24 protein-coding genes and 2 tRNA genes are annotated in these 20,530 nt (G+C 64.9%); 3 read left to right on the forward strand and 23 right to left on the reverse strand.

Annotated features, from left to right (window positions below):
• From TNMX_RS11700 to TNMX_RS11720, 5 genes are all read right to left on the reverse strand, one after another.
• Nucleotides 1-657 (reverse strand): glycosyltransferase family 2 protein (locus TNMX_RS11700; RefSeq protein WP_038032524.1); only part of this gene is annotated, 657 nt, incomplete at its 3' end.
• Nucleotides 654-1,793, reverse strand: coding sequence for a HEAT repeat domain-containing protein (locus tag TNMX_RS11705; protein WP_038032471.1), 1,140 nt, complete (start codon nucleotides 1,791-1,793; stop codon nucleotides 654-656). The genes TNMX_RS11700 and TNMX_RS11705, both read right to left, overlap by 4 nt.
• Complete coding sequence (locus TNMX_RS11710; protein WP_038032472.1) at nucleotides 1,777-2,139, reverse strand: response regulator transcription factor; 363 nt, start codon at nucleotides 2,137-2,139, stop codon at nucleotides 1,777-1,779. The genes TNMX_RS11705 and TNMX_RS11710 overlap by 17 nt, the downstream gene beginning before the upstream one ends.
• 43 nt (nucleotides 2,140-2,182) lie before the next feature.
• On the reverse strand, nucleotides 2,183-4,354 hold the full coding sequence (locus tag TNMX_RS11715; RefSeq protein ID WP_038032474.1) for an ATP-binding protein: 2,172 nt from the start codon (nucleotides 4,352-4,354) through the stop codon (nucleotides 2,183-2,185).
• Nucleotides 4,355-4,396: 42 nt separating this feature from the next.
• Nucleotides 4,397-4,714, reverse strand: coding sequence for a cupin domain-containing protein (locus tag TNMX_RS11720; RefSeq protein WP_038032476.1), 318 nt, complete (start codon nucleotides 4,712-4,714; stop codon nucleotides 4,397-4,399).
• 56 nt (nucleotides 4,715-4,770) lie between these two features.
• On the opposite strand from TNMX_RS11720, the gene TNMX_RS11725 reads away from it, so the two are divergent.
• Nucleotides 4,771-4,847 (forward strand) — tRNA-Pro (locus TNMX_RS11725).
• A gap of 88 nt (nucleotides 4,848-4,935) precedes the next feature.
• Here the strand turns inward: TNMX_RS11725 and fba are convergent.
• Genes fba through glpX form a run of 7 tightly spaced genes read right to left on the reverse strand, consistent with a single transcriptional unit; the run spans nucleotide 4,936 to nucleotide 11,300 of the window.
• Nucleotides 4,936-5,859 (reverse strand): class II fructose-1,6-bisphosphate aldolase, encoded by a 924-nt coding sequence (gene fba / locus TNMX_RS11730; RefSeq protein WP_015717867.1) that lies wholly within the window; start codon nucleotides 5,857-5,859, stop codon nucleotides 4,936-4,938.
• A complete protein-coding gene (gene rpe, locus TNMX_RS11735; RefSeq protein WP_019550319.1) occupies nucleotides 5,840-6,508 on the reverse strand; it encodes a ribulose-phosphate 3-epimerase in 669 nt (222 codons plus the stop codon). The genes fba and rpe overlap by 20 nt, the downstream gene beginning before the upstream one ends.
• 9 nt (nucleotides 6,509-6,517) lie before the next feature.
• Complete coding sequence (locus tag TNMX_RS11740) at nucleotides 6,518-7,483, reverse strand: phosphoribulokinase (protein ID WP_038032478.1); 966 nt, start codon at nucleotides 7,481-7,483, stop codon at nucleotides 6,518-6,520.
• On the reverse strand, nucleotides 7,473-8,369 hold the full coding sequence (cbbX, locus tag TNMX_RS11745; protein ID WP_038032480.1) for a CbbX protein: 897 nt from the start codon (nucleotides 8,367-8,369) through the stop codon (nucleotides 7,473-7,475). The genes TNMX_RS11740 and cbbX overlap by 11 nt, the downstream gene beginning before the upstream one ends.
• A gap of 60 nt (nucleotides 8,370-8,429) precedes the next feature.
• A complete protein-coding gene (locus TNMX_RS11750; RefSeq protein WP_038032481.1) occupies nucleotides 8,430-8,855 on the reverse strand; it encodes a ribulose bisphosphate carboxylase small subunit in 426 nt (141 codons plus the stop codon).
• A 21-nt stretch (nucleotides 8,856-8,876) separates the two neighbouring features.
• Entirely contained in the window at nucleotides 8,877-10,316 is a 1,440-nt protein-coding gene (locus tag TNMX_RS11755) for a form I ribulose bisphosphate carboxylase large subunit (protein ID WP_038032482.1), read from the reverse strand.
• A gap of 9 nt (nucleotides 10,317-10,325) precedes the next feature.
• Nucleotides 10,326-11,300: a class II fructose-bisphosphatase gene (gene glpX / locus TNMX_RS11760; RefSeq protein ID WP_038032483.1), complete on the reverse strand. Its 975-nt coding sequence runs from the start codon at nucleotides 11,298-11,300 to the stop codon at nucleotides 10,326-10,328.
• A gap of 70 nt (nucleotides 11,301-11,370) precedes the next feature.
• On the opposite strand from glpX, the gene TNMX_RS11765 reads away from it, so the two are divergent.
• Entirely contained in the window at nucleotides 11,371-12,276 is a 906-nt protein-coding gene (locus TNMX_RS11765) for a LysR family transcriptional regulator (protein ID WP_038032486.1), read from the forward strand.
• Here TNMX_RS11765 and TNMX_RS11770 read toward each other — a convergent pair.
• The 10 genes from TNMX_RS11770 to TNMX_RS11820 all read right to left on the reverse strand — a co-directional run bounded on the left by TNMX_RS11770 (nucleotide 12,254) and on the right by TNMX_RS11820 (nucleotide 18,607).
• Nucleotides 12,254-12,694: a phosphate-starvation-inducible PsiE family protein gene (locus tag TNMX_RS11770; RefSeq protein ID WP_038032488.1), complete on the reverse strand. Its 441-nt coding sequence runs from the start codon at nucleotides 12,692-12,694 to the stop codon at nucleotides 12,254-12,256. The two genes, TNMX_RS11765 and TNMX_RS11770, sit on opposite strands and share 23 nt — an antisense overlap.
• A 4-nt stretch (nucleotides 12,695-12,698) precedes the next feature.
• Nucleotides 12,699-12,968: a hypothetical protein gene (locus tag TNMX_RS11775; RefSeq protein ID WP_038032490.1), complete on the reverse strand. Its 270-nt coding sequence runs from the start codon at nucleotides 12,966-12,968 to the stop codon at nucleotides 12,699-12,701.
• A gap of 9 nt (nucleotides 12,969-12,977) precedes the next feature.
• The gene (locus TNMX_RS11780) at nucleotides 12,978-13,250 is read right to left on the reverse strand and encodes a hypothetical protein (RefSeq protein WP_038032491.1); all 273 of its coding nucleotides are present in this window, start codon (nucleotides 13,248-13,250) and stop codon (nucleotides 12,978-12,980) included.
• Nucleotides 13,238-13,546, reverse strand: a complete 309-nt coding sequence (locus TNMX_RS11785) for a Dabb family protein (protein WP_038032493.1) — start codon at nucleotides 13,544-13,546, stop codon at nucleotides 13,238-13,240. The genes TNMX_RS11780 and TNMX_RS11785 overlap by 13 nt, the downstream gene beginning before the upstream one ends.
• Entirely contained in the window at nucleotides 13,531-14,286 is a 756-nt protein-coding gene (locus TNMX_RS11790; protein ID WP_038032495.1) for an HAD-IA family hydrolase, read from the reverse strand. Before TNMX_RS11790 ends, TNMX_RS11785 begins: the two co-directional genes overlap by 16 nt.
• Nucleotides 14,271-15,080, reverse strand: coding sequence for a class II fructose-bisphosphate aldolase (locus TNMX_RS11795; protein ID WP_038032497.1), 810 nt, complete (start codon nucleotides 15,078-15,080; stop codon nucleotides 14,271-14,273). The genes TNMX_RS11790 and TNMX_RS11795 overlap by 16 nt, the downstream gene beginning before the upstream one ends.
• Nucleotides 15,081-15,088: 8 nt before the next feature.
• The gene (locus tag TNMX_RS11800) at nucleotides 15,089-15,778 is read right to left on the reverse strand and encodes a 2-phosphosulfolactate phosphatase (protein ID WP_038032498.1); all 690 of its coding nucleotides are present in this window, start codon (nucleotides 15,776-15,778) and stop codon (nucleotides 15,089-15,091) included.
• Nucleotides 15,775-17,730 carry a transketolase gene (gene tkt, locus TNMX_RS11805; protein ID WP_038032500.1) on the reverse strand — a complete coding sequence of 652 codons (1,956 nt, stop codon included), beginning with the start codon at nucleotides 17,728-17,730 and terminating at the stop codon, nucleotides 15,775-15,777. Before tkt ends, TNMX_RS11800 begins: the two co-directional genes overlap by 4 nt.
• 293 nt (nucleotides 17,731-18,023) lie before the next feature.
• Nucleotides 18,024-18,377: a DUF5615 family PIN-like protein gene (locus TNMX_RS11815; RefSeq protein WP_038032502.1), complete on the reverse strand. Its 354-nt coding sequence runs from the start codon at nucleotides 18,375-18,377 to the stop codon at nucleotides 18,024-18,026.
• On the reverse strand, nucleotides 18,374-18,607 hold the full coding sequence (locus TNMX_RS11820; RefSeq protein WP_038032503.1) for a DUF433 domain-containing protein: 234 nt from the start codon (nucleotides 18,605-18,607) through the stop codon (nucleotides 18,374-18,376). The genes TNMX_RS11815 and TNMX_RS11820 overlap by 4 nt, the downstream gene beginning before the upstream one ends.
• A 157-nt stretch (nucleotides 18,608-18,764) precedes the next feature.
• Between TNMX_RS11820 and TNMX_RS11825 the strand changes: the two genes are divergently transcribed.
• Nucleotides 18,765-18,841: transfer RNA gene (locus tag TNMX_RS11825), tRNA-Arg, on the forward strand.
• 80 nt (nucleotides 18,842-18,921) lie between these two features.
• Here TNMX_RS11825 and TNMX_RS11830 read toward each other — a convergent pair.
• Nucleotides 18,922-20,487 carry a DEAD/DEAH box helicase gene (locus TNMX_RS11830; RefSeq protein ID WP_038032505.1) on the reverse strand — a complete coding sequence of 522 codons (1,566 nt, stop codon included), beginning with the start codon at nucleotides 20,485-20,487 and terminating at the stop codon, nucleotides 18,922-18,924.
• Between the last annotated feature and the right edge of the window lie 43 nt (nucleotides 20,488-20,530).

The following is a 20,530-nucleotide window of genomic DNA, read 5'->3' on the forward strand; positions in this document are numbered from 1 at the left end:
GGGAAGGCGCAGCATCTCCACCACCCCCTCCCGCACCACCGCACCGTTTAAGGGCCTTATGGTCCCCCCCACCGCCAAAACGCGGTCATCTTCCAAAAAGAGGCGGCTTGCCCGCAAGAGGGCCTGGGCATCCAAGAGGCTATCCGCATCCACGGCGCAGAAAAGGGGGTAGCGGGCCAGGTTGAGCCCGGCGTTCAAAGCGTCAGCCTTACCCCCGTTTTCCTTATCCACCACAATGAGGTTGGGATAGACCAAAGAGCGGTAGATGCCCCGGACAGGCTTGGTGGGAAGGGCCCGCCGGTAGACCCATTCCACCTCCACCAGGCGGAACTCTTGTTTCAGCACCTCCAAGGTGCGGTCCTTGGGACCATCCGCCACCACGATCACCTCAAACTCTGGGTAGTGCAGGCCCAAAAAGGAGCGCACCGAGTGGGCGATGGTCTTCTCCTCGTTATAGGTGGGCACCAGGATGGAGACGGGCAGGTACGCCTCCCGTTCCAAAAGATCCTTCAGGGAAAGCTCGGAAAGCTCCCGGGCATAACGGGCCACCATCCCTAAGCCAAAGAAGGCAAACAAGGCATAAAACAGGTTGAGAAAAGCGAAATACCACAAGACAACGAGCTGATAAAGGAACAAAAGCTCCATGAGCACACTCATGCCGCCTCTCTGAGAACCTGTTGGGCCATGGCCTTCCCGTAGGGGTCAGGATGCGCCTCCGCCGCCCGGACGAGAAGGTCTCTATTCGCCAGAAGAAGGCCCTCGGCGGCCGCCCGGCGAACGTAAAAGGAGGGATCGGCAAGCGCCTTCCACAAAGCCCTCTGGGCCAGCTCGTTGTTCAAAAGGGCCAAAAGCCGGGCCGCATGCACCCGCAAAAACTCCTCTGGGTCCTTCAGGGCACCCAGCAAAACCCCTTCGTACCCCTGGGGCAGGTACCGCAAGCGGTAAAGGGCGCGCATGGCCGCAGCCCTCAGCTCCGGGTCAGGGTGGTCCAAGAAGGCGAGAACCTTCTCCGCCAAGGAAAACAATTTCATCCTACCCACCGCCTCCAGGGCAGCCCAGACCTCCTCCTGTCCACCTCGGGTCAGGAAATACTCCACCACCGGCCCCCCACGGTCCTCCAGAAGGAGGAGTACCTCCAAAAGAGCACCACGGGGCAAGGCGGCTTCCAAGAGGGCGTTAGCCAAGTCTAAGACCCCATCCCCCTGGGCCACCCGCGCCCCGGCCCGGGCCGCCGCCAAGCGCAGGACAGGATCCGGGTGGGCCAGGTAGGGAAGAATAACCTCCAGGGTCTCGGGTAAGCGGGCTTGGGCCAGGGCCTCGAGGGCCTCGAGCCGCAGGGGCCTGGAGGTGAGGCGGGCCCTCAGGATGCGGGGCCAAGGGAGGTTTGCCTGGCGAAGCCATTCCGTTATCCGTTCGGAAAACTCCCCCTTGAGTATCTCCCGTAGGTTCAAAAGGGCTTCCAGGGCGGGCCTGGGCCAAGGAGGGCGTGGAGGAGCCTCCCCGGCAAAGAGGGCCTCGGTGAACCGGGCCAGCCAGTCCTCGTAAGCCTTGCGGTCCAAACGCTCCTTGCTGGCGGTGTAGGCGTGGTAGAGCAGGATGTAAGCGGAAAGGGAAGTGAGGGCCAGCCCCGTAAGGACCAGGGCCTGGAACAGGGCCCGGTAGGCCACCGGCGAGCCGAGGAGGTTAAAAATCCGCCCCGAGAAGGCCACCACCAGGCCCCCAAGGGCCAGGGCCTCCAGGAGCACCACCAGAACCACCAGGAGGGCATAAAGCCGCTCACCGCGCCGCCACATAGCGCTCCAAGCGCTTCACGAGCTCCCCGGGGCTGAAGGGCTTGGTGAGGTACTCCTGGGCTCCCAGGGCCTGGGCCTCGGCCACGCTCCGCTCCTGCTTCAGGCCGGAAAGGACCAAAACGGGGGTATTCCTCTTCAACTCCCTTCGCAGGTAGCGCAAAAGATCCAGGCCCGAGCCGCCAGGCAGGTTGATATCCAGGACCACCGCAGCCCAATCCTTACCCAGGGCCTCCCTGGCAGAAGCATAGTCCCCAGCGATAAAAACCTCGTACCCTGCCCGGGTTAAGGCGACTTTCAACAGCTTGGCCACGGTAACGTCGTCCTCAACCACCAGCACGGGCCTCATCCCGCATTAAGCTAACCGAAGGGTGTGAAGGCCCAGTGAAAAACTACGGGGTACCCAGGACGCGGTTTAGGAGTTCGGCTACCTCGGGATGGGGACGGAGACGGAGCTCCTCCCGCAAAAGAACCTTGGCCTCCTCCCTTCTGCCCTGCTCCAACAAGGCCTTGGCCAAGGTAAACCGCGCCAGGGGGTAAGAAGGCTCCATCGCCAGGACCTGCCGGGCAAGGAGCTCCGCCTCTTTGGCCCGCCCCAGGGCCAGGACCACCTCGGCAAGCCCCCAGCGGGCATCCAGGTTTCCCGGGTCCCCGGCCAGCACCAGGCGGTAGCTGGCCTCCGCCTCCCCGTAGCGCTTCATGTGGTAAAGAAGCCTGGCGTAGCGGACCCGGATGTCGGGGCTGTCCAGGAGGGCCAGGGCCTTCTCGTAAAGGGGCTTGGCCTCCCCGTGGCGGCCCTGCAGGTAAAGGGCGAAGGCCAGCTCGCCCAAGGCCTCCGCATCGTCCGGGAAAGCGGACACCGCCCGGCGCAAGAAGGCTTCCGCTCCGGCTGGGTCCTGGGGAAGCCGCTTCCTGCCCTCGTAGAAGCTTCTCCGCTCCCGGAAGGGCACGGGGTCCGAGGGGTAGCCCTCGAGGCCCACTTCATCCAAGGCCATGGCCCGCACCTGGCTCAGGCGGTCCGCTTGGGGCAGGTAGCGGAACAGGTTGCCCTCCACCTTGGCGGAAAGGACCACCGCCTCCCCGCTCCGCACCTCCACCCGGAAGGCCCGGGTCCCCTCAGGGCCCAGGAGGCGGAAGACCACCTCCCCCTCAGGACCCGGCACCGGGCGCACCACGGGAGCAGCAAGAAGCTTCCGCCTCACCCCCTTGCCCAAGACCGCCCCTTCCCCGGCAGGAAGCGTCTCCTGCCCCAAGGCCACCTTCCCCCGGTACAGGGAAAGCCGGGCCCCGCCTTCCCGGGAAAGACGGAGGTGGGTCCCGGTGGGCCGCACCTGGCCCTCCGGAGTGGAAAGGACCAGGGGCAGGGGTTTGTCCCGCACGGCCTCCACCCCTCCTCCTTCCAGGCTCACCTGCACCCTATTCCCCCCACCCCAAAGGCTCCGCCAGCGCCGGGCTTCCCCTTTAGCCTCGGGGCTAAAGGCCAGCTCCAGCCCGGGAAGCCGCACCACCTCCCCCGCCGGCACCTCCCCGAAGGCCTTGGAACCCAAGGGAGCAGGGAAGATGGGCAGGCGGGCCAAGGCGATCAGGGCCACCATGAGGAGAAGAAGCCTTCCCACCGGGGCCCTCTGGCCCGGGCGGGGCCTGGGCAAGAGGAGAAGGAAGGTGCTTCCCTGGCCGAGACGGCTTCTCAGGCGCACCTCGCCCCCATGGGCCTCGAGGACCCGCTTCACCAGGGCAAGCCCAAGCCCCGTCCCCTCCACCTCCCCCCGGGTGGAGGCCCGGTAGAAGGGTTCAAAGACCCTTTCCTGCTCCTCCTTGGGGATGCCGGGGCCCGTGTCGGAAACCGCAATGCCGTACTGCTCCGGGCCCACCAGAAGGCGCACCGCCACCCGCCCCCCTTCCGGGGTGTACTTGATGGCGTTGTTAACCACGTTGAGCACCGCCTGGTACAGCCACTCCCGGTCCCCGTAGACCCAGGCCTCCCGCTTGGGCAGGATCAGGCGCAGGGCGATGCCCTTCCTTCGGGCCAGGGGGCGCATCTCCTCCGCCACCTGCAGAAGGAGGGCCTTCAGGTCCACCCGCTCGCTTTTCAGCCGAACCCCCTGGCCCAGGCGCAGGTACTCCCGGGCCTTGTTGAGGAGGTCCTGGATGCGCCGGGCGCTCTTCTCGGCAATGGAAAGAAGCTCCTTGGCTTCCTCCGGCAGGCCCTCCACCTCCAGGGTGAGCTCGAGGGCCCCGAGAACGCTCATGAGGGGGTTTTTGATCTCGTGGAGGAGAAGGCCAAGGAGCCTCGAGGTCTCCTCCTGGCTCTTCAGGAGGGCCAGTTCCCTCTCCCTAAGCTCCAAAACCTCCCGGAAGACCTTAAGGAGAAGCCGAAGCGCCTCCCTGACCTCTTGCGAGGGGGGTGGCCCCTCCCAGTAGAGGGCGATCTCGCTCTCCTCCCAAAGCCTCTCCCCCCTCAAGGGCCCTTCGGGAAGGACCTCCCCCCGGAAAAGGACCCGCACCGGGTAGCGGCGGAGGACCTCCGCCAAAAACCCCAGGTCCGCGGGCAGGGCTTGGAGCATCTGGATAAGGCTACTCCAGGGCCTTGAAAACCCTGTGAAAGGTTAGGGCCTTGGGGCCATCACCACCAGGAGAAGGGCGGGGTTGGCCGACTCGTTCCGCACCCCGTGGGCCTCCCCTGAACGGGCCAAAGCCGCCATCCCCGGGACCAAAAGGGCCTCCTCATCCCCGATGCGCACCACCACCTCGCCCTCCAGAACGTAGTACACCTTATCGAAGCCCTCGTGGGCGTGCACCTTCTGGGCCTGGCCCGGAAGAAGGGCGTAGAGGTCAAAAAACATCTTGTCCGAGAAAAAGACGGGGATTTTCGCCATCTTTTCCGGGTTGTACTGAACCAGACTCTTCAGGTCCTTGATCTCCATGCCCTCAAGTCTACTTGACGGGAACGAGGCGGCGCACTAGACTAACCTTTGCGCGCCGGGGAGTAGCGCAGCCTGGTAGCGCACACGCTTGGGGTGCGTGTGGTCGTCGGTTCAAATCCGGCCTCCCCGACCAAAAACCCCCGCCCACACGGGCGGGGTTTTGCCTTTGGCGTCCCTGGCGGTCCGGGGTCCCCACCCTGGCACAGCCAGGGTGGGGTGGCTTAGGCCCGGCCCACGGTCCCCATCAACTCAAACTTCTCCCGGATCACCTGCTTGAGGTAGTCCCGGCCCTTCCCGATGATCTTGCGGGGGTCGAACTCCTTGGGGTTCCCCACCACCACCTCGCGGATTCCCAGGGTCATGGCCAGGCGCAGGTCGGTGTCGATGTTGATCTTGGCGATGCCGTTGGGAATGGCCTTTTTGATGTCCTCGTCGTGGATGCCCGTGGCCTCCTTGAGCTCGGCCCCCGTGGCCAAGAGCTTCTCCTTAAGCCAGGTGGGAACCCCGCTCGCCCCGTGGAGCACCAGGGGGATGGAAACCCGCTTGCTGATCTCCTCGAGGCGCTTGTGGTCGATGTAGGGCCGGCCCTTCCCCTTGTAGGCCCCGTGGCTGGTGCCGATGGCGATGGCCAGGTAGTCGATCCCCGTTTCCGCCACGAAGCGCTCCGCCTCATCGGGGTCGGTGAGGAAGGCCTCCGCCTCGGACACCTGGATGTTGTCCTCGATGCCCTGAAGCCGGCCCAGCTCCGCCTCCACGCTCACCCCCACCGCATGGGCCGCCTCCACCACCTTCTTGGTTTCGGCCACGTTCTCCTCAAAGGGATGGTGGCTCGCGTCGATCATCACGCTGGTGAAGCCCGCCCTCAGGGCCTGCATCACCATCTTGAAGTCGGCCCCGTGGTCCAGGTGGAGGACCACGGGCACCTTGGTGCGGCTGGCCATGTCCTTCACCAGGTTGGCCAGGTTCTCCATCCCAGCGTACTTCCTGGCCCCGTCGGAAACCTGGATGAAGACCGGGGCCCTTAGCTCGTCGGCCACCTCGAGGATGGCCTGGGTAATCTCCAGGTTGTTGGTGTTGAAGCTGGGAACCGCATAGCCTTCCCGCCGCGCCTTGTCCAAAACCTCTTTACCTATCGCCAAGGGCATAAAGCACCTCCTTTAGCTCCTTAAGGTTATCAGCCACGGGCCGTCTGTTGAAAAGAGCGCTTCCCGCCACGGCCACGTCCGCACCCGCCCGGTACACCTCGGCCACGGTATCCCGGTTCACGCCCCCATCCACCTCAATGAGGCAGGAGGGGTTCAGCCTATCCCGCATCTCCTTGAGCCGGCGAAGCCTTCCCGTGGAGGTGGGAATATACCTCTGCCCCCCAAACCCCGGGTTCACGCTCATGAGGAGGGCCAGGTCCAGCTCGGGCAACAGGGGCTCAAAGGCCTCGAGGGGCGTGGCGGGGTTGATGGCAAGCCCCGCCTTCTTCCCCAGCTCCTTCACCTTCTGCACCGCCCGGTGGGCGTGCGGGGTGGCCTCAAAGTGCACGGTGATGACGTCGGCCCCCGCCCGGGCGAAGTCCTCCAGGTACCGCTCGGGCTGCACAATCATCAGGTGCACATCCAAGGGCAAGGAGGTAACCCGCCGCACCGCCTCCACCAGAAGGGGCCCGAAGGTAAGGTTGGGAACGAACACCCCATCCATCACGTCCAGGTGGATCCAGTCCACCCCTGCCGCCTCGGCTTCCTCGATCTGGTCCTTCAGCCTCGCCAGGTCCGCCGTGAGGATGGAGGGCGCAAACTTCAGCATCCTTTCCCCCTAGGCCACCCGCAGGTGCCCCCGCTCGATGGCCAGCTCCCGCATCTTAACCAGATAGTAGGCGATGATGAGCTGGGTCAGGGCCAGGGGGTAGCTCTGCCCCGCCTTATCCCAGAAGGTGCCCACCAGGCTGGGGTCGAAGTGCTCGGCATGGTGGCCCAGATGGTCCCAGATGATGCGCTCAAAGGCCTGGGCCTGCTCGGGGGTCACGTTGCCCGTGATGTCCAGGATGTCCGCCTCCTTCCGGGTTTCCAGGCGGATCAGGGCCTCGTCCTCGTAGGCGGAGTGGAGCACCTCGGAAAGATCCAGGCGGGGCAGGGTGTGCTTGAGGGTGATCCTCACGTTCAGGGTGCTGGGGTTTTCCGGATCGTAGCCCGCTGGCCGGTAGAAGCGCACAATGATGTCCGCATGCTCCTTCTGCGGCCAGATAAAGGCCCGGGAGTCGGGCATGCGCCTTTCGATGTCGGCGATGACCTCCTCCGGGGTGTAGCCCCGCTTGGCCACATCCCGCTTCACCTTCCACTCCCGCCTGAGTTCCTCCTCGGGGTCCAGGTAGACGGTGAGGTGGTAGCGGCTCCTCAAGGCCGGGGAAAAAAGGGTAAGGAGCCCTTCCAGGATCACCACCCGGGGGATAAGCCTACCCTCCTCTTCCACCGCCCGGGGGGCAGGAATGTATACCGGCGGGTCAAAGGTACCCGTGGAGTGGTTGTACACCGGCTTCAGGATGGGTTCCCCCTCGGAAAGAAGCCTCACGTGCTGCTCCATGATGTCCATGTAGTTGCACTCCGGGTTCAAGGGGGTGATGCCCAGCTCCTTGCGCTGCTTGCGGTCGTACTTGTGGTAGTCGTCCACGCAGATGTTCGTGGTGCGCTCCACCCCCAAGAGCCGGGCGATCCCCGCAGAGATGGTGGTCTTCCCCGCCCCGGAGTCTCCGGCAATCCCTAACATGAAAGGCCTATGGGGCATCTTCCTCCTCCTTTTCCTCCTCCCTAAAAACCGAGCTGGCGTAGATGTCGTCGGCGGTGATGGTCATGAGTTCCTCTGAGGTCACCGGCCCCGCCTTCTGGTAAAGCCGGTAAGCCTGCCTGAGCTTGAAGCGGTCCAGGGCGTTGCGCACGCTCCGGGCGTAGGCGAAGTTGGGAAGGCGCATGCGGCGTTCCAGATACTCCAAAAAGGCCTTTTCCGCCTCCTCGGTGAAGCGGTAGCCCTGCTTTTCCAGCATGAGCTTGCCGATCTGGAAGAGCTCCTCGGCGCTATAGGGGGGAAACTCAATGTGGTGGGCGATGCGGGAGCGCATCCCCGGGTTCAAGGCGAAGAACTCCTCCATGCGGTCCTTGTAGCCCGCCAGAATCACCACCAGGTCTTCCCGCTGGTTCTCCATGACCTGCAGAAGGATCTCGATGGTTTCCTGGCCGTAGTCCCGCTCGTTTTCCGCCCGGTAGAGGCTGTAGGCCTCGTCGATGAAGAGAACGCCCCCCATGGCCCGCTTCAGGACCTCCTTGGTCTTGGGGGCGGTGTGGCCGATGTACTGGCCCACCAGGTCATCGCGGCTCGCCACCACCAGGTGGTCGCGGCGGATGTAGCCCAGCTTGTGCAGGATGGTGGCCATCCTCAAGGCCACCGTGGTCTTGCCCGTGCCCGGGGGGCCCACAAAGGCCATGTGCAGGGTGGGGCGATCGGCGGTAAGCCCCAGCTCCCGGCGGAGCTTGTCCACGGAGAGGTAGGCGGCGATCTCCCGGATCCTCTGCTTAACTGGCCTAAGACCCACCAGCTCCCGCTCCAGGGTTTCCAGCACCGCCTCGATCTCGGGGTTCTTGACCACCGCCAGGTTTTGGCCTTGGGTTTCCTGCATAACCCTCCTTGATTTAGCTAAGGGGCCCCGGGCACGGCCGGGACCCCCAGACCCTTCGGACTACTCCTGGTAACGCTCGCCTTCCGGCCTCATGGTGGCGTAGGCCTCGAGGGTGTACTTGAGCCTGCGCCCATCGCTCCAAAGCTGCCGGTGCAGGCGGAAACCAGGTTCCTTCTTGGGCCGGTGGGCGATGAAGGAGACCCTTTGCGCCTGCCACATGGGGGAGGGGTCGTAGCCGTTGATCTTGATGTAGTGGTTGGGGAAGGCCTCGCGGCACTTCTGGAACTCGTACATGGCCGCCGCCGCATCCTCCAGGTCAAACATGGGCAGGCCCCACATGTTCCAGTACACGTTGTAGGGGCTGGGGTCGTCGGTGTACTCGATGGAAACCGCCCAACCGTTTCGGATGATGTACTCGATCTGGGCCCGGATCTCCTCGTCCGTCAGGTCCGGCAGATAGGAGAAGGTACCTTGGGTAATCCGCATTTTCACACGCTCCTTTCCTCGTTAGTTGCTGGGGGTGGGCAGGACATCCGGGGTGTCGGTGGAGGCAAAGTCAAAGGTCACGCTGCCCCAGGTGTCCAGGGCCGCCGCCAAAGCCGGGGAGTGCTGGGCCGCCTTCTTGAGGATCTCGGGGCCTTCCGCCAAAATGTCCCGGCCCTCGTTGCGAGCCTTCACCATGGCCTCGAGGGCCACACGGTTGGCGGTGGCACCCGCCTGGATGCCCATGGGGTGGCCGATGGTGCCCCCGCCGAACTGAAGCACCACATCGTCCCCGAAGAGGGAGAGGAGGAGGTGCATCTGCCCGGCATGGATTCCACCGGAGGCCACGGGCATCACCGCAGGCAGGTAGGCCCAGTCCTGGTCAAAGTAGATGCCCTTCACGGGATCCGCCTTCACGTACTGCTCCCGGAGGATGTCGTAGTAGCCCCGCACCAGGTTGGGGTCGCCTTCCAGCTTGCCCACGGCGGTGCCGGCATGGATATGGTCCACTCCCAGCATCCGCATCCACTTGGCCAAGACCCGGAAGTTGATGCCGTGGTTCTTCTGGCGGGTGAAGGTGGCGTGGCTGGCCCGGTGGAGGTGGAGGATCATGCCGTTTCTGTGGCACCAGTTGGAAACGGACTGCAAGGCGGTGTAGCCCATGGTGAGGTCCACCATGACGATGATGGAGCCGATTTCCTTGGCGAACTCCAGGCGCTCGTAGACATCCTCCATGGTGGCGGCGGTCACGTTCATGTAGTGGCCCTTGCGCTCCCCCGTGACCTGCTCCGCCTTCATCACCGCTTCCTGGGCGTAGAGGAAGCGGTCCCGCCAGCGCATGAAGGGCTGGGAGTTGATGTTCTCGTCGTCCTTGGTGAAGTCAAGGCCTCCCGCCAACGCCTCGTAGACCACCCGGCCGTAGTTCCTCCCCGAGAGGCCCAGCTTGGGCTTCACCGTGGCCCCGAGGAGCGGGCGGCCGTACTTGTTCAGCATGTCCCGCTCCACGGGAATCCCGTGGGGAGCACCCTTGAAGGTCTTGAGGTAGGCCACGGGAACGCGGAGGTCCTCGAGGCGCAACGCCTTAAGCGCCTTGAAGCCGAACACGTTCCCGATGATGGAGGAGGTCATGTTGGCGATGGACCCCTCCTCAAAAAGCGCCAGGTCGTAGGCGATCCAGGCGAAGAATTGCTCGGGGTTCCCCGGCACGGGCTCCACCCGGAAGGCCTTGGCCTGGTAGCGGTCCAGGCTGGTCAGGCGGTCGGTCCAGACCACCGTCCAGGTGGCGGTGGAGGATTCCCCGGCCACCGCCGCCGCCGCCTCCTCGGGCTCAATCCCTGGCTGGGGAGTCACCCGGAATAGGGCAATGGTGTCCGTTTCCTTGGGCTCGTAGTCGGGCTGCCAGTAGCCCATCTGTTTGTACTCCACCACCCCGCCCTTCTTGTAGATGGCTTTTTTATCCGTCATGCTTCCCTCCTAGTAGGCCACGGGGCTGATGCCCCGAAGCTTTTCAAGCTGGTGCCAGGCTTCCACCTTCCTCAGGGTGCGGGTGGCCCCGCGGATCACCAGGCTTTCCGTCCAAGCCCGGCTTTCCCCGTAGCGCACGCCCCTCAGGAAGGGGCCGTCAGTGATGCCGGTGGCGGCGAAGTGGGTGTCCTCGGCCGAGCAAAGTTCGTCCAAGGTGTACACCCGGTCCAGGTCATACCCGGCATGCACCACGTTCCAGCGCTCCTCCTCGCTTTGCGGGTCCAGGCGCATCTGCATCCCACCCCCCAAAGCCCGCACCGCCACCGCGGCGATCACGCCTTCCGGGGTGCCCCCGGTGCCCATGAGGACATCAATGCCCGTGTCGGGCAAAACGGCAGCCAAGGCCCCGCCCACATCCCCATCGGTCTGCAGGCTGATGCGAGCCCCCGCCAGGCGGATCTCCTCAATCAGGCGCTGGTGCCGGGGTTTGTCCAGGACGAACACCGTGAGCTCCCGAACCTCCTTCTTCAGGGCGCGGGCGATCTCCTTCAGGTTGTCGGCCACAGAGGCCTTTAGATCTATGGCCTCCTTGGCCTCGGGCCCCACCACCAGCTTGGCGGCATAGAAGGCCGGACCCGGGTTGAAAAGAGTGCCTTCCGGGGCAGCGGCGATCACGCTGATGGCCCCCGGGCGGCCCAGGGCGAGAAGCCTCGTGCCCTCCACCGGGTCCACGGCTAAGTCCCAGAGGGGACCTTCCCCCTGGCCCAGAACCTCCCCGTTATAGAGCATGGGGGCCTTATCCTTCTCCCCTTCCCCGATCACCACCCGGCCGCGGAAATCCAGGCTGTTGAGGAGAAGGCGCATGGCCTCCACCGCCGCCCGGTCGCCCCCTTCCTTATCCCCCCGGCCCACATAGCGGGCGGAGGCCAAAGCAGCCGCCTCCGTGGCCCGCATCAGGTCCAGGCCCAGGTTGCGCGTGGGCATAGCCATGCGCTTACCTTAGAGGGGGGGTTTTATTATTGCAATCATATGTTTTCGGGCATACCATAAGCCCATGCTCATATCTAGAAACGCTAAACTGCCCAACCCCGCCGCATTACGGGTCTTCGTCACGGTGGTGGAGGAAGGAGGAGTGGGCCGGGCAGCCCTGGCCCTGGGCATTACCCAGCCGGCGGTGAGCCAGTACCTGAGGGCTTTGGAGGAGCAGGTGGGGCATCCCCTCTTTGAACGCCAGGGGCGGCACCTGGTGCTTTCCCGGGTAGGGCAGGCCCTTCTGCCCGAGGCAAGGCGGGTGGTGCAGGCCCTGGAGGAGTTCCAGCGGGTTTCCCAGGCCATGGGCCGGCTGGAACTGGGGGAGGTTACCCTGGGAGCCGCCACCACCATGGCCACCTACGTGCTTCCCCTTTTCCTGAAGAACTTCCACGACGCCCATCCCGGAGTAAGGGTGCACGTGGAAAGCGGCTCTTCCGAGCGCCTGGCGGAGCGCCTGCTCATAGGGGAAGTGGAGTTCGCTGTGCTGGAGGGTGTGGAGCACTGGGAAGGCTACGAGCGCCACCTCTTTTACGAGGACGAGCTGGTCCTCATCGTGCCCCCCGACCACCCCTGGGCCGGGCGGGAAACCATCCCCCCCGAGTGGTTAAAGGAGGAAACCCTCATCGTGCGCAAGCCCGGCTCCATGACCTGGCGGGCCTTGGAAAGGGCTTTTGAGCAGGCGGGCTTGGAGCTGAACCCCACCTTCTACACCGACAACAACGAGGTCACCAAGCGCCTGGTGCTGGCGGGAGCTGGGGTCGGGATCGTAAGCCGGGTGGTGGTCCAGCCCAACCTGAAGGTGGGGAACCTCCGGGCCTTAAGGCTGGCTGCGCCCGTGGGGGAGATCCGCCGCTACTTCTGGCTGGTGCACCCCAAGAACGTGGCCAATCCGGCAGCCCGGACCCTCATCTCCCTGCTTCGCTCCTAGTGAGGCGCATGGCTAGGGCCAGGGCCACCACCATGAGGGAAAGAAGCCCAAGCTCGGCCAGAACCCCCATGAAGGCGGGATCTGCCAGGTCAAACTTGTCCACCGCCTCTGCGGTCAGCACCAGGATGCGGCGGATGGCGGCGATGAGCCCGATGACCAGAAAGGGAGTGGCCTCGAGGGTCCCTTCCTTGGCGAAGCGCAGCAGGGTGTAGAGGATTTCCGCCAACATCAACGCGAGAAGCACGCGGTCCAAAAGGCCCAGGGCCACCTCCCCGTAGTCCCCCCTCATCAAGTGGTGCATCCCCTCCACCAAGGTGGAAAGAAGCAGCACCGCCGCCCCGCCGGCGATGAGAAAGCCAGCGAAGAGGTAGATGACCGTTTCCGTTATCTGGAGAACCCTGTAAGCGTCCCGCTTCACCGCTTTAGTCTACATCGTTGAGGTAGGTGAAATCCCCCTGTTCCTCCAAAAACTTCTGCATCTCGTAGGGGGAGCGGATCCCTTCCTCCCCTGGGAAAGGACCTTCCATCCAGTGAGGCGGGGCCTCCGGGGGTGGGGTCTGGAAACCGTAAAGGTAGTAAAGGACCCAGTACCCATGGGCATCCTTGAGAACCACCGCATCCCCATACCCGTCCTCCAGCACCTTCACCGCCTGCTTCCTCGCCTCCTGGTAGGGCATTTCTGAGTAGTCCATGCGCACCTCCTACTTGGACTCGTTGATGAAGAGGGTATAACCATTGTCCTCCAGCCAACGGGCCTGGTCGTAAGGATCCAGGAACTCCTCAGGGGAAGCCTTGGGTCCTTCCACCCAGTCCGGGGTTTCGTCCGGGTCCGGGGCCTTGCGCCCGTACCAGCTGTAGAAGTAGTAGAGGCCGTAGTATCCTCCCTCCCCCTCGAGGACCAAACCCTCCCCCAGCCCATCCACCAGAATCTTCAGCGCCTTGGCCTCCGCCTCCCGGTGGGTCAGCTGCCGCATAACACCTCCGTCATCACCAGGTAGTCGGTGGTGATCCGGTCCTTGGCCATGGGGCGGAACACCCGGTTGGCGAACTCCACGTGCAGGGGATGGTCCCGGTAGAAGGAAACCACCTCCGGCCCCTCAAAGAGGACGGAAAGCCAGTAGCGGTAGCGGGCCTCTTCGGAAAGGGCCTCCCCGTATCGGAGACCACAGACCCCGGGAATCTGTAGCAGAACCTCCTCGGCCTTCCTGACCATCTCCCGCACCTCCTCGGGGCTTACCTCGGCGTTGAACACGATCAGGTGCTCCACCATCCTCTCACCTCCTCCAGGTAGGAAAGGTCCACCACCACCCTCTCCCCGGCCCTTGGCCCCTGGAGCACAGGGGCAGGGTTCCCGGGCTCCCCCAGGTGGGGAAGAAGGGCGCGGGCTTCTTGGTAGTCCTGGTCCAGGGTGTAAAGGCTTGGGGTGATGAGCACGGGGAAACCCGCCCCCAGGGCGCTCAGGAGGCCATTGCGGGAATCCTCCACCACCACCCCCTCCTCCGGGGCCAGGCCCAGGCGCTCCTGGGCCAGGAGGTAGATGCCGGGATCCGGCTTCTTCCTGGCCACCACATCCCCGGCCAAAACCAGGGAAAACCAGCCCAATAGACCCGTGCCTTCCAGAAAGGCCTCGGCGTTTTCCGGGCTGGTGGTGGTGCAAAGGGCGAGGGCCACCCCCGCCTCCCGGGCTTCCGCAAGAACCCGGCGAACCCCTGGCCGCAAGGCAACCCCTTCCTCCCGCAGAAGCCTCAGGTAAAGGTCCGTCTTGTACCGGTGGACCTCGGCGATCTCCTCCCAGGAAAGCCCGGGCGCCCCGGGGGTTTCCTCCAGGGCCCGCTTCAGGCGCTCCTTCCCCCCGGTGGTCCAAAGCAGGCGGGCGTAGGTTTCCTGGTCCCAGTAAAGGGGAAGGCCAAAGTGGGCGAAGGCCCGGTTGAAGGCCTCCCGGTGGAGTTCCTCGGTTTCCGCCAGGGTGCCGTCCAAATCCCAAAGAAGGGCCTTCAGCTTCCCCACCATAGGCGCATCCGGGCCATGGCCAAGTCCTTGAGGCCTTCCGTCATGGCCGCCATCAAGCTGAGGTAGTCTTCCGCCTCCACCTTCTTCAGAACCGAGGCCGCCTCGAGGGCCAGATCCGCATACAGGTTGATCTTGCGAATCCCCCTCGCCACCAAGGCCCGGTACTCCTCCGGGCTCAACCCCGAGGCCCCGTGGAGGACCAGGGGCACGGGAAGCTGGCCCAGCTCCTCCAAAAGGGGCAGGTTCAAGCGCACCGGCCCCTTGTGCAGGCCGTGGCGGGTGCCGATGCTTACCGCCAAAGCATCCACCCCGGTTTCCTCCAGGTAGCGCCTGGCCTCCACGGGATCCGTGTAGGCCACCGGTTCCTGGGAAACCTCCCCCCCGTAGCCTCCCGGCACCGCCCCCACCTCCCCTTCCACCGTGGCCCCGTAGGCCCGGGCCACCTCCACCGCCAGGCGGGTCAGGTGGATGTTCTCCTCGAGGGGCAGGTGGCTTCCATCCAGCATCACGCTGGTAAACCCGAACCTTAAGGCTTCCACCACCTCCCTCAGGTTTTCCCCGTGGTCCAGGTGCAGGGCCACGGGGACCCTGGCCTCTTCCGCCAAAACCCTAAGCCCAGGTGCCAGGGCCCTTAAAGGCGGCCCCCCCAAATGGGGAGCCACACTGAGGATGACGGGAAGGCCCAGGGTTTCCGCTCCCTCCAGGATGGCCTCCGCCCACTCCAGGCCCACCACGTCAAAGGCCCCCACCGCCCGGCCCTTCTCCGGCAGAACCTCCCGCAAGGTGGCCAGCATCCCTCCCCCTAAGCTCCAAAGACCATGCCCTCACCCCGCATCCCCAAGAAGCGCGGGACAACCCCATGGACGTCCACCCGGGCGCACTCGGCCACATCCTCCCCCAAACCCACCCCCACCAGGGCCTTGGCGGCCTCGCTGCTGGAAAGGACAGGGAACGAAGGATTCTCCGCCAGGAAAAGGGCCAGATGGGCCATCTCCCCTTCCGGGGAAAACCCCAGGGCCTTCAGGCGCTTTCCGATGACCCCGGCAGTATAGAGATCGTCCAAGGCCATCTGGCCCTCCTTCCCCGCGCAGACCAGGTGCACCTCCTCCCCTGTTTCCCTGGCTTTCTCCGCCACCGCCCGGGCATTTTGCAAGGAACCGAGAAGGATGTGCCTGGCTCCCAGGGCGGCATGGGCGGCCCGGGTGCCGTTGGTGGTGGCCATGGCCACGGCCTTCCCCGCCACCCTTTCCACCTCCCGGGGGGAGTTGCCCAGGTCAAACCCCTCCGGGGGAAGCCCTCCCACCTCCCCGGCCAGGATTTCCCCCTCCTGGCGCAAGGCCCGGGCCGCCTCCACCCCTGGGGCCAGGATCAAAGCCTTGGCCCCCGCCCTTAAGTACAAGCCCGCGGTGGTGGTGGCCCGGATCACATCCACCACGATGGCCGTGCCCCGGTAGGTGCCGGGAAGGGGCAAGGGATCCACCCTAAACCTCATAGGAGTTCTTCCAAGGCCCCCGCCACCCTTTCCGGGGTGAAGCCCAGCTTCTCGTAGACCTCAGGGTAAGGGGCGCTGGCGCCGAAGCGGTCCAGACCCACCACCTTGTGGGCGTACCGCTCCCAGCCCAGGGTAGCCCCTGCCTCCACCGCCACGGTGGGGAGGTCCGGGGGAAGCACCTCCCGCCTATACTCCTCCGGCTGGGCGGCAAAGAGTTCAAAGGAAGGCAGGCTCACCACCCGCACCCGGCGGCCCTTCTCCACCAAAAGGGCCCTGGCCTTCAAGGCCAGGTGCACCTCGCTACCCGTGGCCACCAGGATCCCCTCAGGATTCTCCGCATCCTCGAGGATGTAGCCTCCCTTTAGGGCTCCCTTGGCCTTTTCCGGGGAAAGAAGGGGAACTGCCTGCCGGGTGAGGATGAGGGCCGTGGGACCCTCCTTGCGCTTTAAGGCCACCTGCCAGGCGTAGAAGGTCTCGTAGGCGTCGGCGGGACGGATGACCCAGAGGTTGGGCATGGCCCTCAGGCTCATGAGGTGCTCCACGGGCTGGTGGGTGGGGCCATCCTCCCCCAGGGCGATGGTGTCGTGGGTGAAGACGAAGACCGTGGGGGTGCCCATGAGGGCCGCCAGGCGGATGGCCGGGCGCATGTAATCGGAGAAGACCAGGAAGGTGCCTCCGTAGGCCCGGTAGCCCCCGTGCAGGTTCAAGCCGTTCAGAATGGCCCCCATCCCATGCTCCCGCACCCCGTAGTGGATATAGCGCCCGGTGGGGTTTTGGGGGGAGAAGTCCGCCATGCCCTGGGCCTGGGTGTTGTTGGAGGGAGTGAGGTCGGCACTCCCTCCAAGAAGCTCGGGCATCCTGGGGGCGATGGCATCCAGAGCCTTACCGCTGGCTGCCCGGGTGGCCACGGGCTTGTCAAAGGCTGGGGGTTCCTCGGGAAGGGAGGGAAGGTCGCCCTTTAAGCGGCGCAGAAGCTCCTGGTGCAGGTCGGGATAGGCCCGGGCATAGGCCTCCATGAGTTGTTCCCAGGCTTCCTGCCAAGCCCTTCCCTTTTCCCGCATGTCCATGTGCCGGTAGACTTCCTCGGGCACTTCAAAGGGCGGGTAGGGCCAGCCCAGGTTTTGGCGGGTGGCCTCCACCGCCTCCGGACCCAAGGGCTCCCCGTGGGCCTTGTGGGAGTCCTGCTTGGGGGAGCCGTAGCCGATGTGGCTCCGTACGGCGATGAGGGAGGGCCTTTCGTCCAACTGGGCCAGGCGGATGGCGTGGCGGAGAGCCTCGAGGTCGTTGGCATCCTCCACCCTGAGGGTGTGCCATCCATAGGCCCGGTAGCGCGCCAGGACATCCTCGGTGAAGGCCAGGTCGGTGGAGCCGTCAATGGAGATGTGGTTGTTATCCCAAAACACGATGAGCTTGGAAAGCCTCCAGTGGCCTGCCAAGGAGCTGGCCTCCCCGGAAACCCCCTCCATCAGGTCCCCATCCGAGGCCAGCACGTAGGTGTAGTGGTTCACCACCTCGTAGCCCGGGCGGTTGAACTCCGCAGCCAACTTCTTCTCCGCCAGGGCCATGCCCACGGCGGTGGATATACCCTGGCCCAGGGGGCCGGTGGTCACCTCCACCCCTGGGGTGTGGCCGTACTCGGGGTGGCCCGGGGTCTTGGAGCCCCACTGGCGAAAGCGCTTGAGCTCCTCGAGGGGAAGGTTATAGCCCGTGAGGTGGAGGATGGCGTAAAGAAGCATGGACCCATGCCCTGCGGAAAGGACAAAGCGGTCGCGATCCGGCCAGTTCGGGTCCAGGGGATTGTGGCGCATGACCTCCCGATACAGAAGATAGGCCAGGGGAGCCATGGCCATGGGCATGCCGGGGTGGCCGCTTTTGGCCTTTTCCACGGCATCCATGGCCAAAAACCGTATGGCGTTCACCGAAAGGCGGGTGAGATCCTTGGTCTCGGTCATGTTGCCTCCAGGGTACGCCCCCGTGAAGGAGGGCACAAGCGGAGCCAGGGAGCCCTACTATAAGCCGAGGCTTATGTAGAACCCCGTTTCCCCCGGTGAAAGACTATACCCTCTTCCGCCCCCCTTCCTCCTTGCTGAGGCTCCGGGCCAGCTTTCAGGGGAAACCCCGAGTGCCCATAGTCTGCTGGCGGGTGCCAAGAGGGGTTTCCCTGCAGAGGGAAAAGCAAGCGGCCATCGAGCTTACCGGCGTCCTGGGCCGTTTGGCCCTGGCCCGGACTTCGGGGTAGGGGGCATTAGGGGAGCTTCCGTATCCTCAAACCTTTACCGGTAAGTACGGAAAACGCTTGAGCCAGTTGGGAACCATGTTCCTGTAGAGCCCATACCACCCGAGCCCACTTTTCCTCTGGCTTTAACCCCTCAAGACGAAGAAGCATCACTCCCCCGGGAACCAAGCCCTGAAGAAACACCAGCTCGCCAAAGTCCTTGTCGGTGGTGAGAAGGAGGGCTTCCCTCTCCTTGGCTAAGGCCACCACCTCCTGATCTCTCAACCCAGGGGGCAGCTCAGCCACGTACAGGACCTCGTGGCCCTCAGCCCGTAGCCGTGCCACAATCGGGGCGTCTACCCCTTCGTCAGCGACAATCTTCACGCCACCTTCTCAGGGACCGGGTAGTACACCTCTGCCCCGAGGGTTTCGGCTGCATAGAGCAACGCTGCCCTCAGACCCTCTGGCGTAAGGCGGGGGTGGGCAGCTAGAACCTCCTCGGGTGTTTCCCCAGCAGCCAAACGGCGGAGGATCTCCTCCACGGTGATCCGGGTACCGGCCACCACGGGCTTGCCCAGCATCACCTCGGGATCCCTGATGACCCAGGCTTCCATATGTCCTCCAGTATACCACCCCGAACCTCTCGGCAGCGGATAGCAAAGTGTTTTCCAAATCGCTCCCTTACCCGAGGACCATCCGCTTGCCTTGGCCCCCCAGGGCTGCTAGAATCCTTGAGTGTGTTTGCCCTACGGGCAAAGCACCTAGGTGTGGGCGCCCGTAGCTCAGCAGGATAGAGCGGGGGCTTCCTAAGCCCTAGGCCGGGGGTTCGAATCCCTCCGGGCGCACCAAGAAAGCCCGCCCCCCTGGGGGGGCGGGCCCTTGATTTTTGCCGAGGCCCCCGCCCTGGCTTCGCCAGGGTGGGGTGGTATTAGAAGCGGCTGGTGCGGCGGCCTCGAGGCGATCCCCCCCGGGAGACAGCACCCGCATAGGCTTCCGGGAGAACCTCCACCCGCTTAGCCCTTTCCAGCTTCACCCCCTGCACCTCGGAAAGCCTCGGCAGGTCCTGAGGGCGGAGGTCCACGTAAAAGCCCTCCTCTCCCTGGGCGATCTTGCCCACCTCGAGGCCCGCTTCCTTCAAGAGGGCCACCAGCCGGGGCAGGGTGAGCCTGGGCCCCGTGGCCTTGAAGGTAAGCCAGCCCTCCTCGCCGGTAAGAAGGCTTTTCTCCTTGGGTGCCCCGCCCAGGAGAAGCGCCATGAGGGCCGCCACCACCTCCACCCGCCCCTCGGCGAACAGACGGCTGGCGAAATCCTGGTACAGCTTGTAGTCCCTCTCGGGTACCCGGGCCAGACGGGCCAGGAGATGGTGCCACTTGGCCTCGAGGACTTCCTCGGGCGTGGGGGGATTCACCCGCTTGAGGGTGCGGCCCACGGCCCTTTCCAGCTCGGAAAGCTCCCGCCTTTCCCGGGGGCCGTAGAGGATCACCACCTCACCCCCCCGCCCGGCCCTGCCCGTGCGCCCCGAACGGTGCTGGTAGGTTTCCGGCTTGTCGGGGAAGCGGTAGTGCACCACCAGGTCCACCTCCGGGATATCCAGGCCCCGGGCGGCCACATCCGTGGCCACCAGAACCCTTACTTCCCCTTCCCGAAAGGCCCTCATGACCCTTTCCCGGTCCGTCTGGGAAAGATCCCCGTGGATGGCCCGCGCCGGGTGCCCGAGGCGAAGAAGCCCCGTGGCCACCTCCTCGGTTTCCGCCTTGGTACGGGTGAAGACGATGGCCCGCTTGGGGGCTTTGACAAAAAGGACATCGGACAGGAGGGAAAGGCGGTCCCCAGGGGCGGGAATAGCCTCCTCCTGGTAGGTGATGCCCTCCTCCCGCACCACGTTGATGACCACCGGGCTTTTCATGTACCGCTCCGCCAGCTTCTTGGCCCAAGAGGGCAGGGTGGCGGAGAAGAGAAGGGTCTGGCGCTCCTTGGGGGTGGCGGAGAGGATGGCCTCCACCTCCTCCTCAAAGCCCATGGAGAGCATCTCGTCGGCCTCGTCCAAGACGGCGATCCGCACCTGGGAAAGGTCCAAGGCCCCTTGCCGCAAGTAGTCCAGGGCCCGCCCCGGGGTGGCCACCACCACATCGGCTCCCCGGGCCAGCTCCTCCTTCTGCTTGCCGTAGCCCGTGCCCCCGTACACCGTGACCACCTTGAGGTGGGGGGCCACCGCCTGCAACTCCCCGGAAACCTGGAGGGCCAGCTCCCGGGTGGGGGTCAGCACCAAGGCCCTGGGGAGGCGGCCCCGCTCCTTGGAGGCCTCCAGGGCCTGGGCAATGGGCAGGGCAAAGGCCAGGGTCTTGCCGGTGCCCGTGCGGGCCTGGCCGATGAGGTCCTTGCCCTCGAGGGCCAGGGGCAAGGCCGCCGCCTGGATGGGGGTGGGGGCGGTGATACCCCGGCGCAAAAGGGCTTCCTTAATCTCGTCCTTCAGGGGAAAGTCTTTGAACTCCATTCTCTCTCGCTTCCCGGGCCCCACCCGCGCCCGAAAAGGAGGG

It is taken from the genome of Thermus sp. NMX2.A1 (assembly GCF_000511705.1).
GTDB lineage: Bacteria > Deinococcota > Deinococci > Deinococcales > Thermaceae > Thermus > Thermus scotoductus.

Excerpts from the sequence above, each read along its gene's own strand:
- TNMX_RS11710 (WP_038032472.1), bottom strand. The coding sequence starts at position 2,139 with ATGAGGCCCGTGCTGGTGGTTGAGGACGACGTTACCGTGGCCAAGCTG.
- fba (WP_015717867.1), bottom strand. The coding sequence starts at position 5,859 with ATGCCCTTGGCGATAGGTAAAGAGGTTTTGGACAAGGCGCGGCGGGAA.
- TNMX_RS11795 (WP_038032497.1), bottom strand. The coding sequence starts at position 15,080 with ATGCTGGCCACCTTGCGGGAGGTTCTGCCGGAGAAGGGCCGGGCGGTG.
- cbbX (WP_038032480.1), bottom strand. The coding sequence starts at position 8,369 with ATGCAGGAAACCCAAGGCCAAAACCTGGCGGTGGTCAAGAACCCCGAG.
- rpe (WP_019550319.1), bottom strand. The coding sequence starts at position 6,508 with ATGCTGAAGTTTGCGCCCTCCATCCTCACGGCGGACCTGGCGAGGCTG.
- TNMX_RS11780 (WP_038032491.1), bottom strand. The coding sequence starts at position 13,250 with ATGCGGCAGCTGACCCACCGGGAGGCGGAGGCCAAGGCGCTGAAGATT.
- TNMX_RS11775 (WP_038032490.1), bottom strand. The coding sequence starts at position 12,968 with ATGGACTACTCAGAAATGCCCTACCAGGAGGCGAGGAAGCAGGCGGTG.
- TNMX_RS11715 (WP_038032474.1), bottom strand. The coding sequence starts at position 4,354 with ATGCTCCAAGCCCTGCCCGCGGACCTGGGGTTTTTGGCGGAGGTCCTC.
- TNMX_RS11720 (WP_038032476.1), bottom strand. The coding sequence starts at position 4,714 with ATGGAGATCAAGGACCTGAAGAGTCTGGTTCAGTACAACCCGGAAAAG.
- TNMX_RS11750 (WP_038032481.1), bottom strand. The coding sequence starts at position 8,855 with ATGCGGATTACCCAAGGTACCTTCTCCTATCTGCCGGACCTGACGGAC.
- TNMX_RS11705 (WP_038032471.1), bottom strand. The coding sequence starts at position 1,793 with ATGTGGCGGCGCGGTGAGCGGCTTTATGCCCTCCTGGTGGTTCTGGTG.
- TNMX_RS11765 (WP_038032486.1), top strand. The coding sequence starts at position 11,371 with ATGCTCATATCTAGAAACGCTAAACTGCCCAACCCCGCCGCATTACGG.
- TNMX_RS11785 (WP_038032493.1), bottom strand. The coding sequence starts at position 13,546 with ATGGTGGAGCACCTGATCGTGTTCAACGCCGAGGTAAGCCCCGAGGAG.
- TNMX_RS11740 (WP_038032478.1), bottom strand. The coding sequence starts at position 7,483 with ATGCCCCATAGGCCTTTCATGTTAGGGATTGCCGGAGACTCCGGGGCG.
- TNMX_RS11790 (WP_038032495.1), bottom strand. The coding sequence starts at position 14,286 with ATGGTGGGGAAGCTGAAGGCCCTTCTTTGGGATTTGGACGGCACCCTG.
- TNMX_RS11755 (WP_038032482.1), bottom strand. The coding sequence starts at position 10,316 with ATGACGGATAAAAAAGCCATCTACAAGAAGGGCGGGGTGGTGGAGTAC.
- tkt (WP_038032500.1), bottom strand. The coding sequence starts at position 17,730 with ATGACCGAGACCAAGGATCTCACCCGCCTTTCGGTGAACGCCATACGG.
- TNMX_RS11800 (WP_038032498.1), bottom strand. The coding sequence starts at position 15,778 with ATGAGGTTTAGGGTGGATCCCTTGCCCCTTCCCGGCACCTACCGGGGC.
- TNMX_RS11830 (WP_038032505.1), bottom strand. The coding sequence starts at position 20,487 with ATGGAGTTCAAAGACTTTCCCCTGAAGGACGAGATTAAGGAAGCCCTT.
- TNMX_RS11820 (WP_038032503.1), bottom strand. The coding sequence starts at position 18,607 with ATGGAAGCCTGGGTCATCAGGGATCCCGAGGTGATGCTGGGCAAGCCC.
- glpX (WP_038032483.1), bottom strand. The coding sequence starts at position 11,300 with ATGCCCACGCGCAACCTGGGCCTGGACCTGATGCGGGCCACGGAGGCG.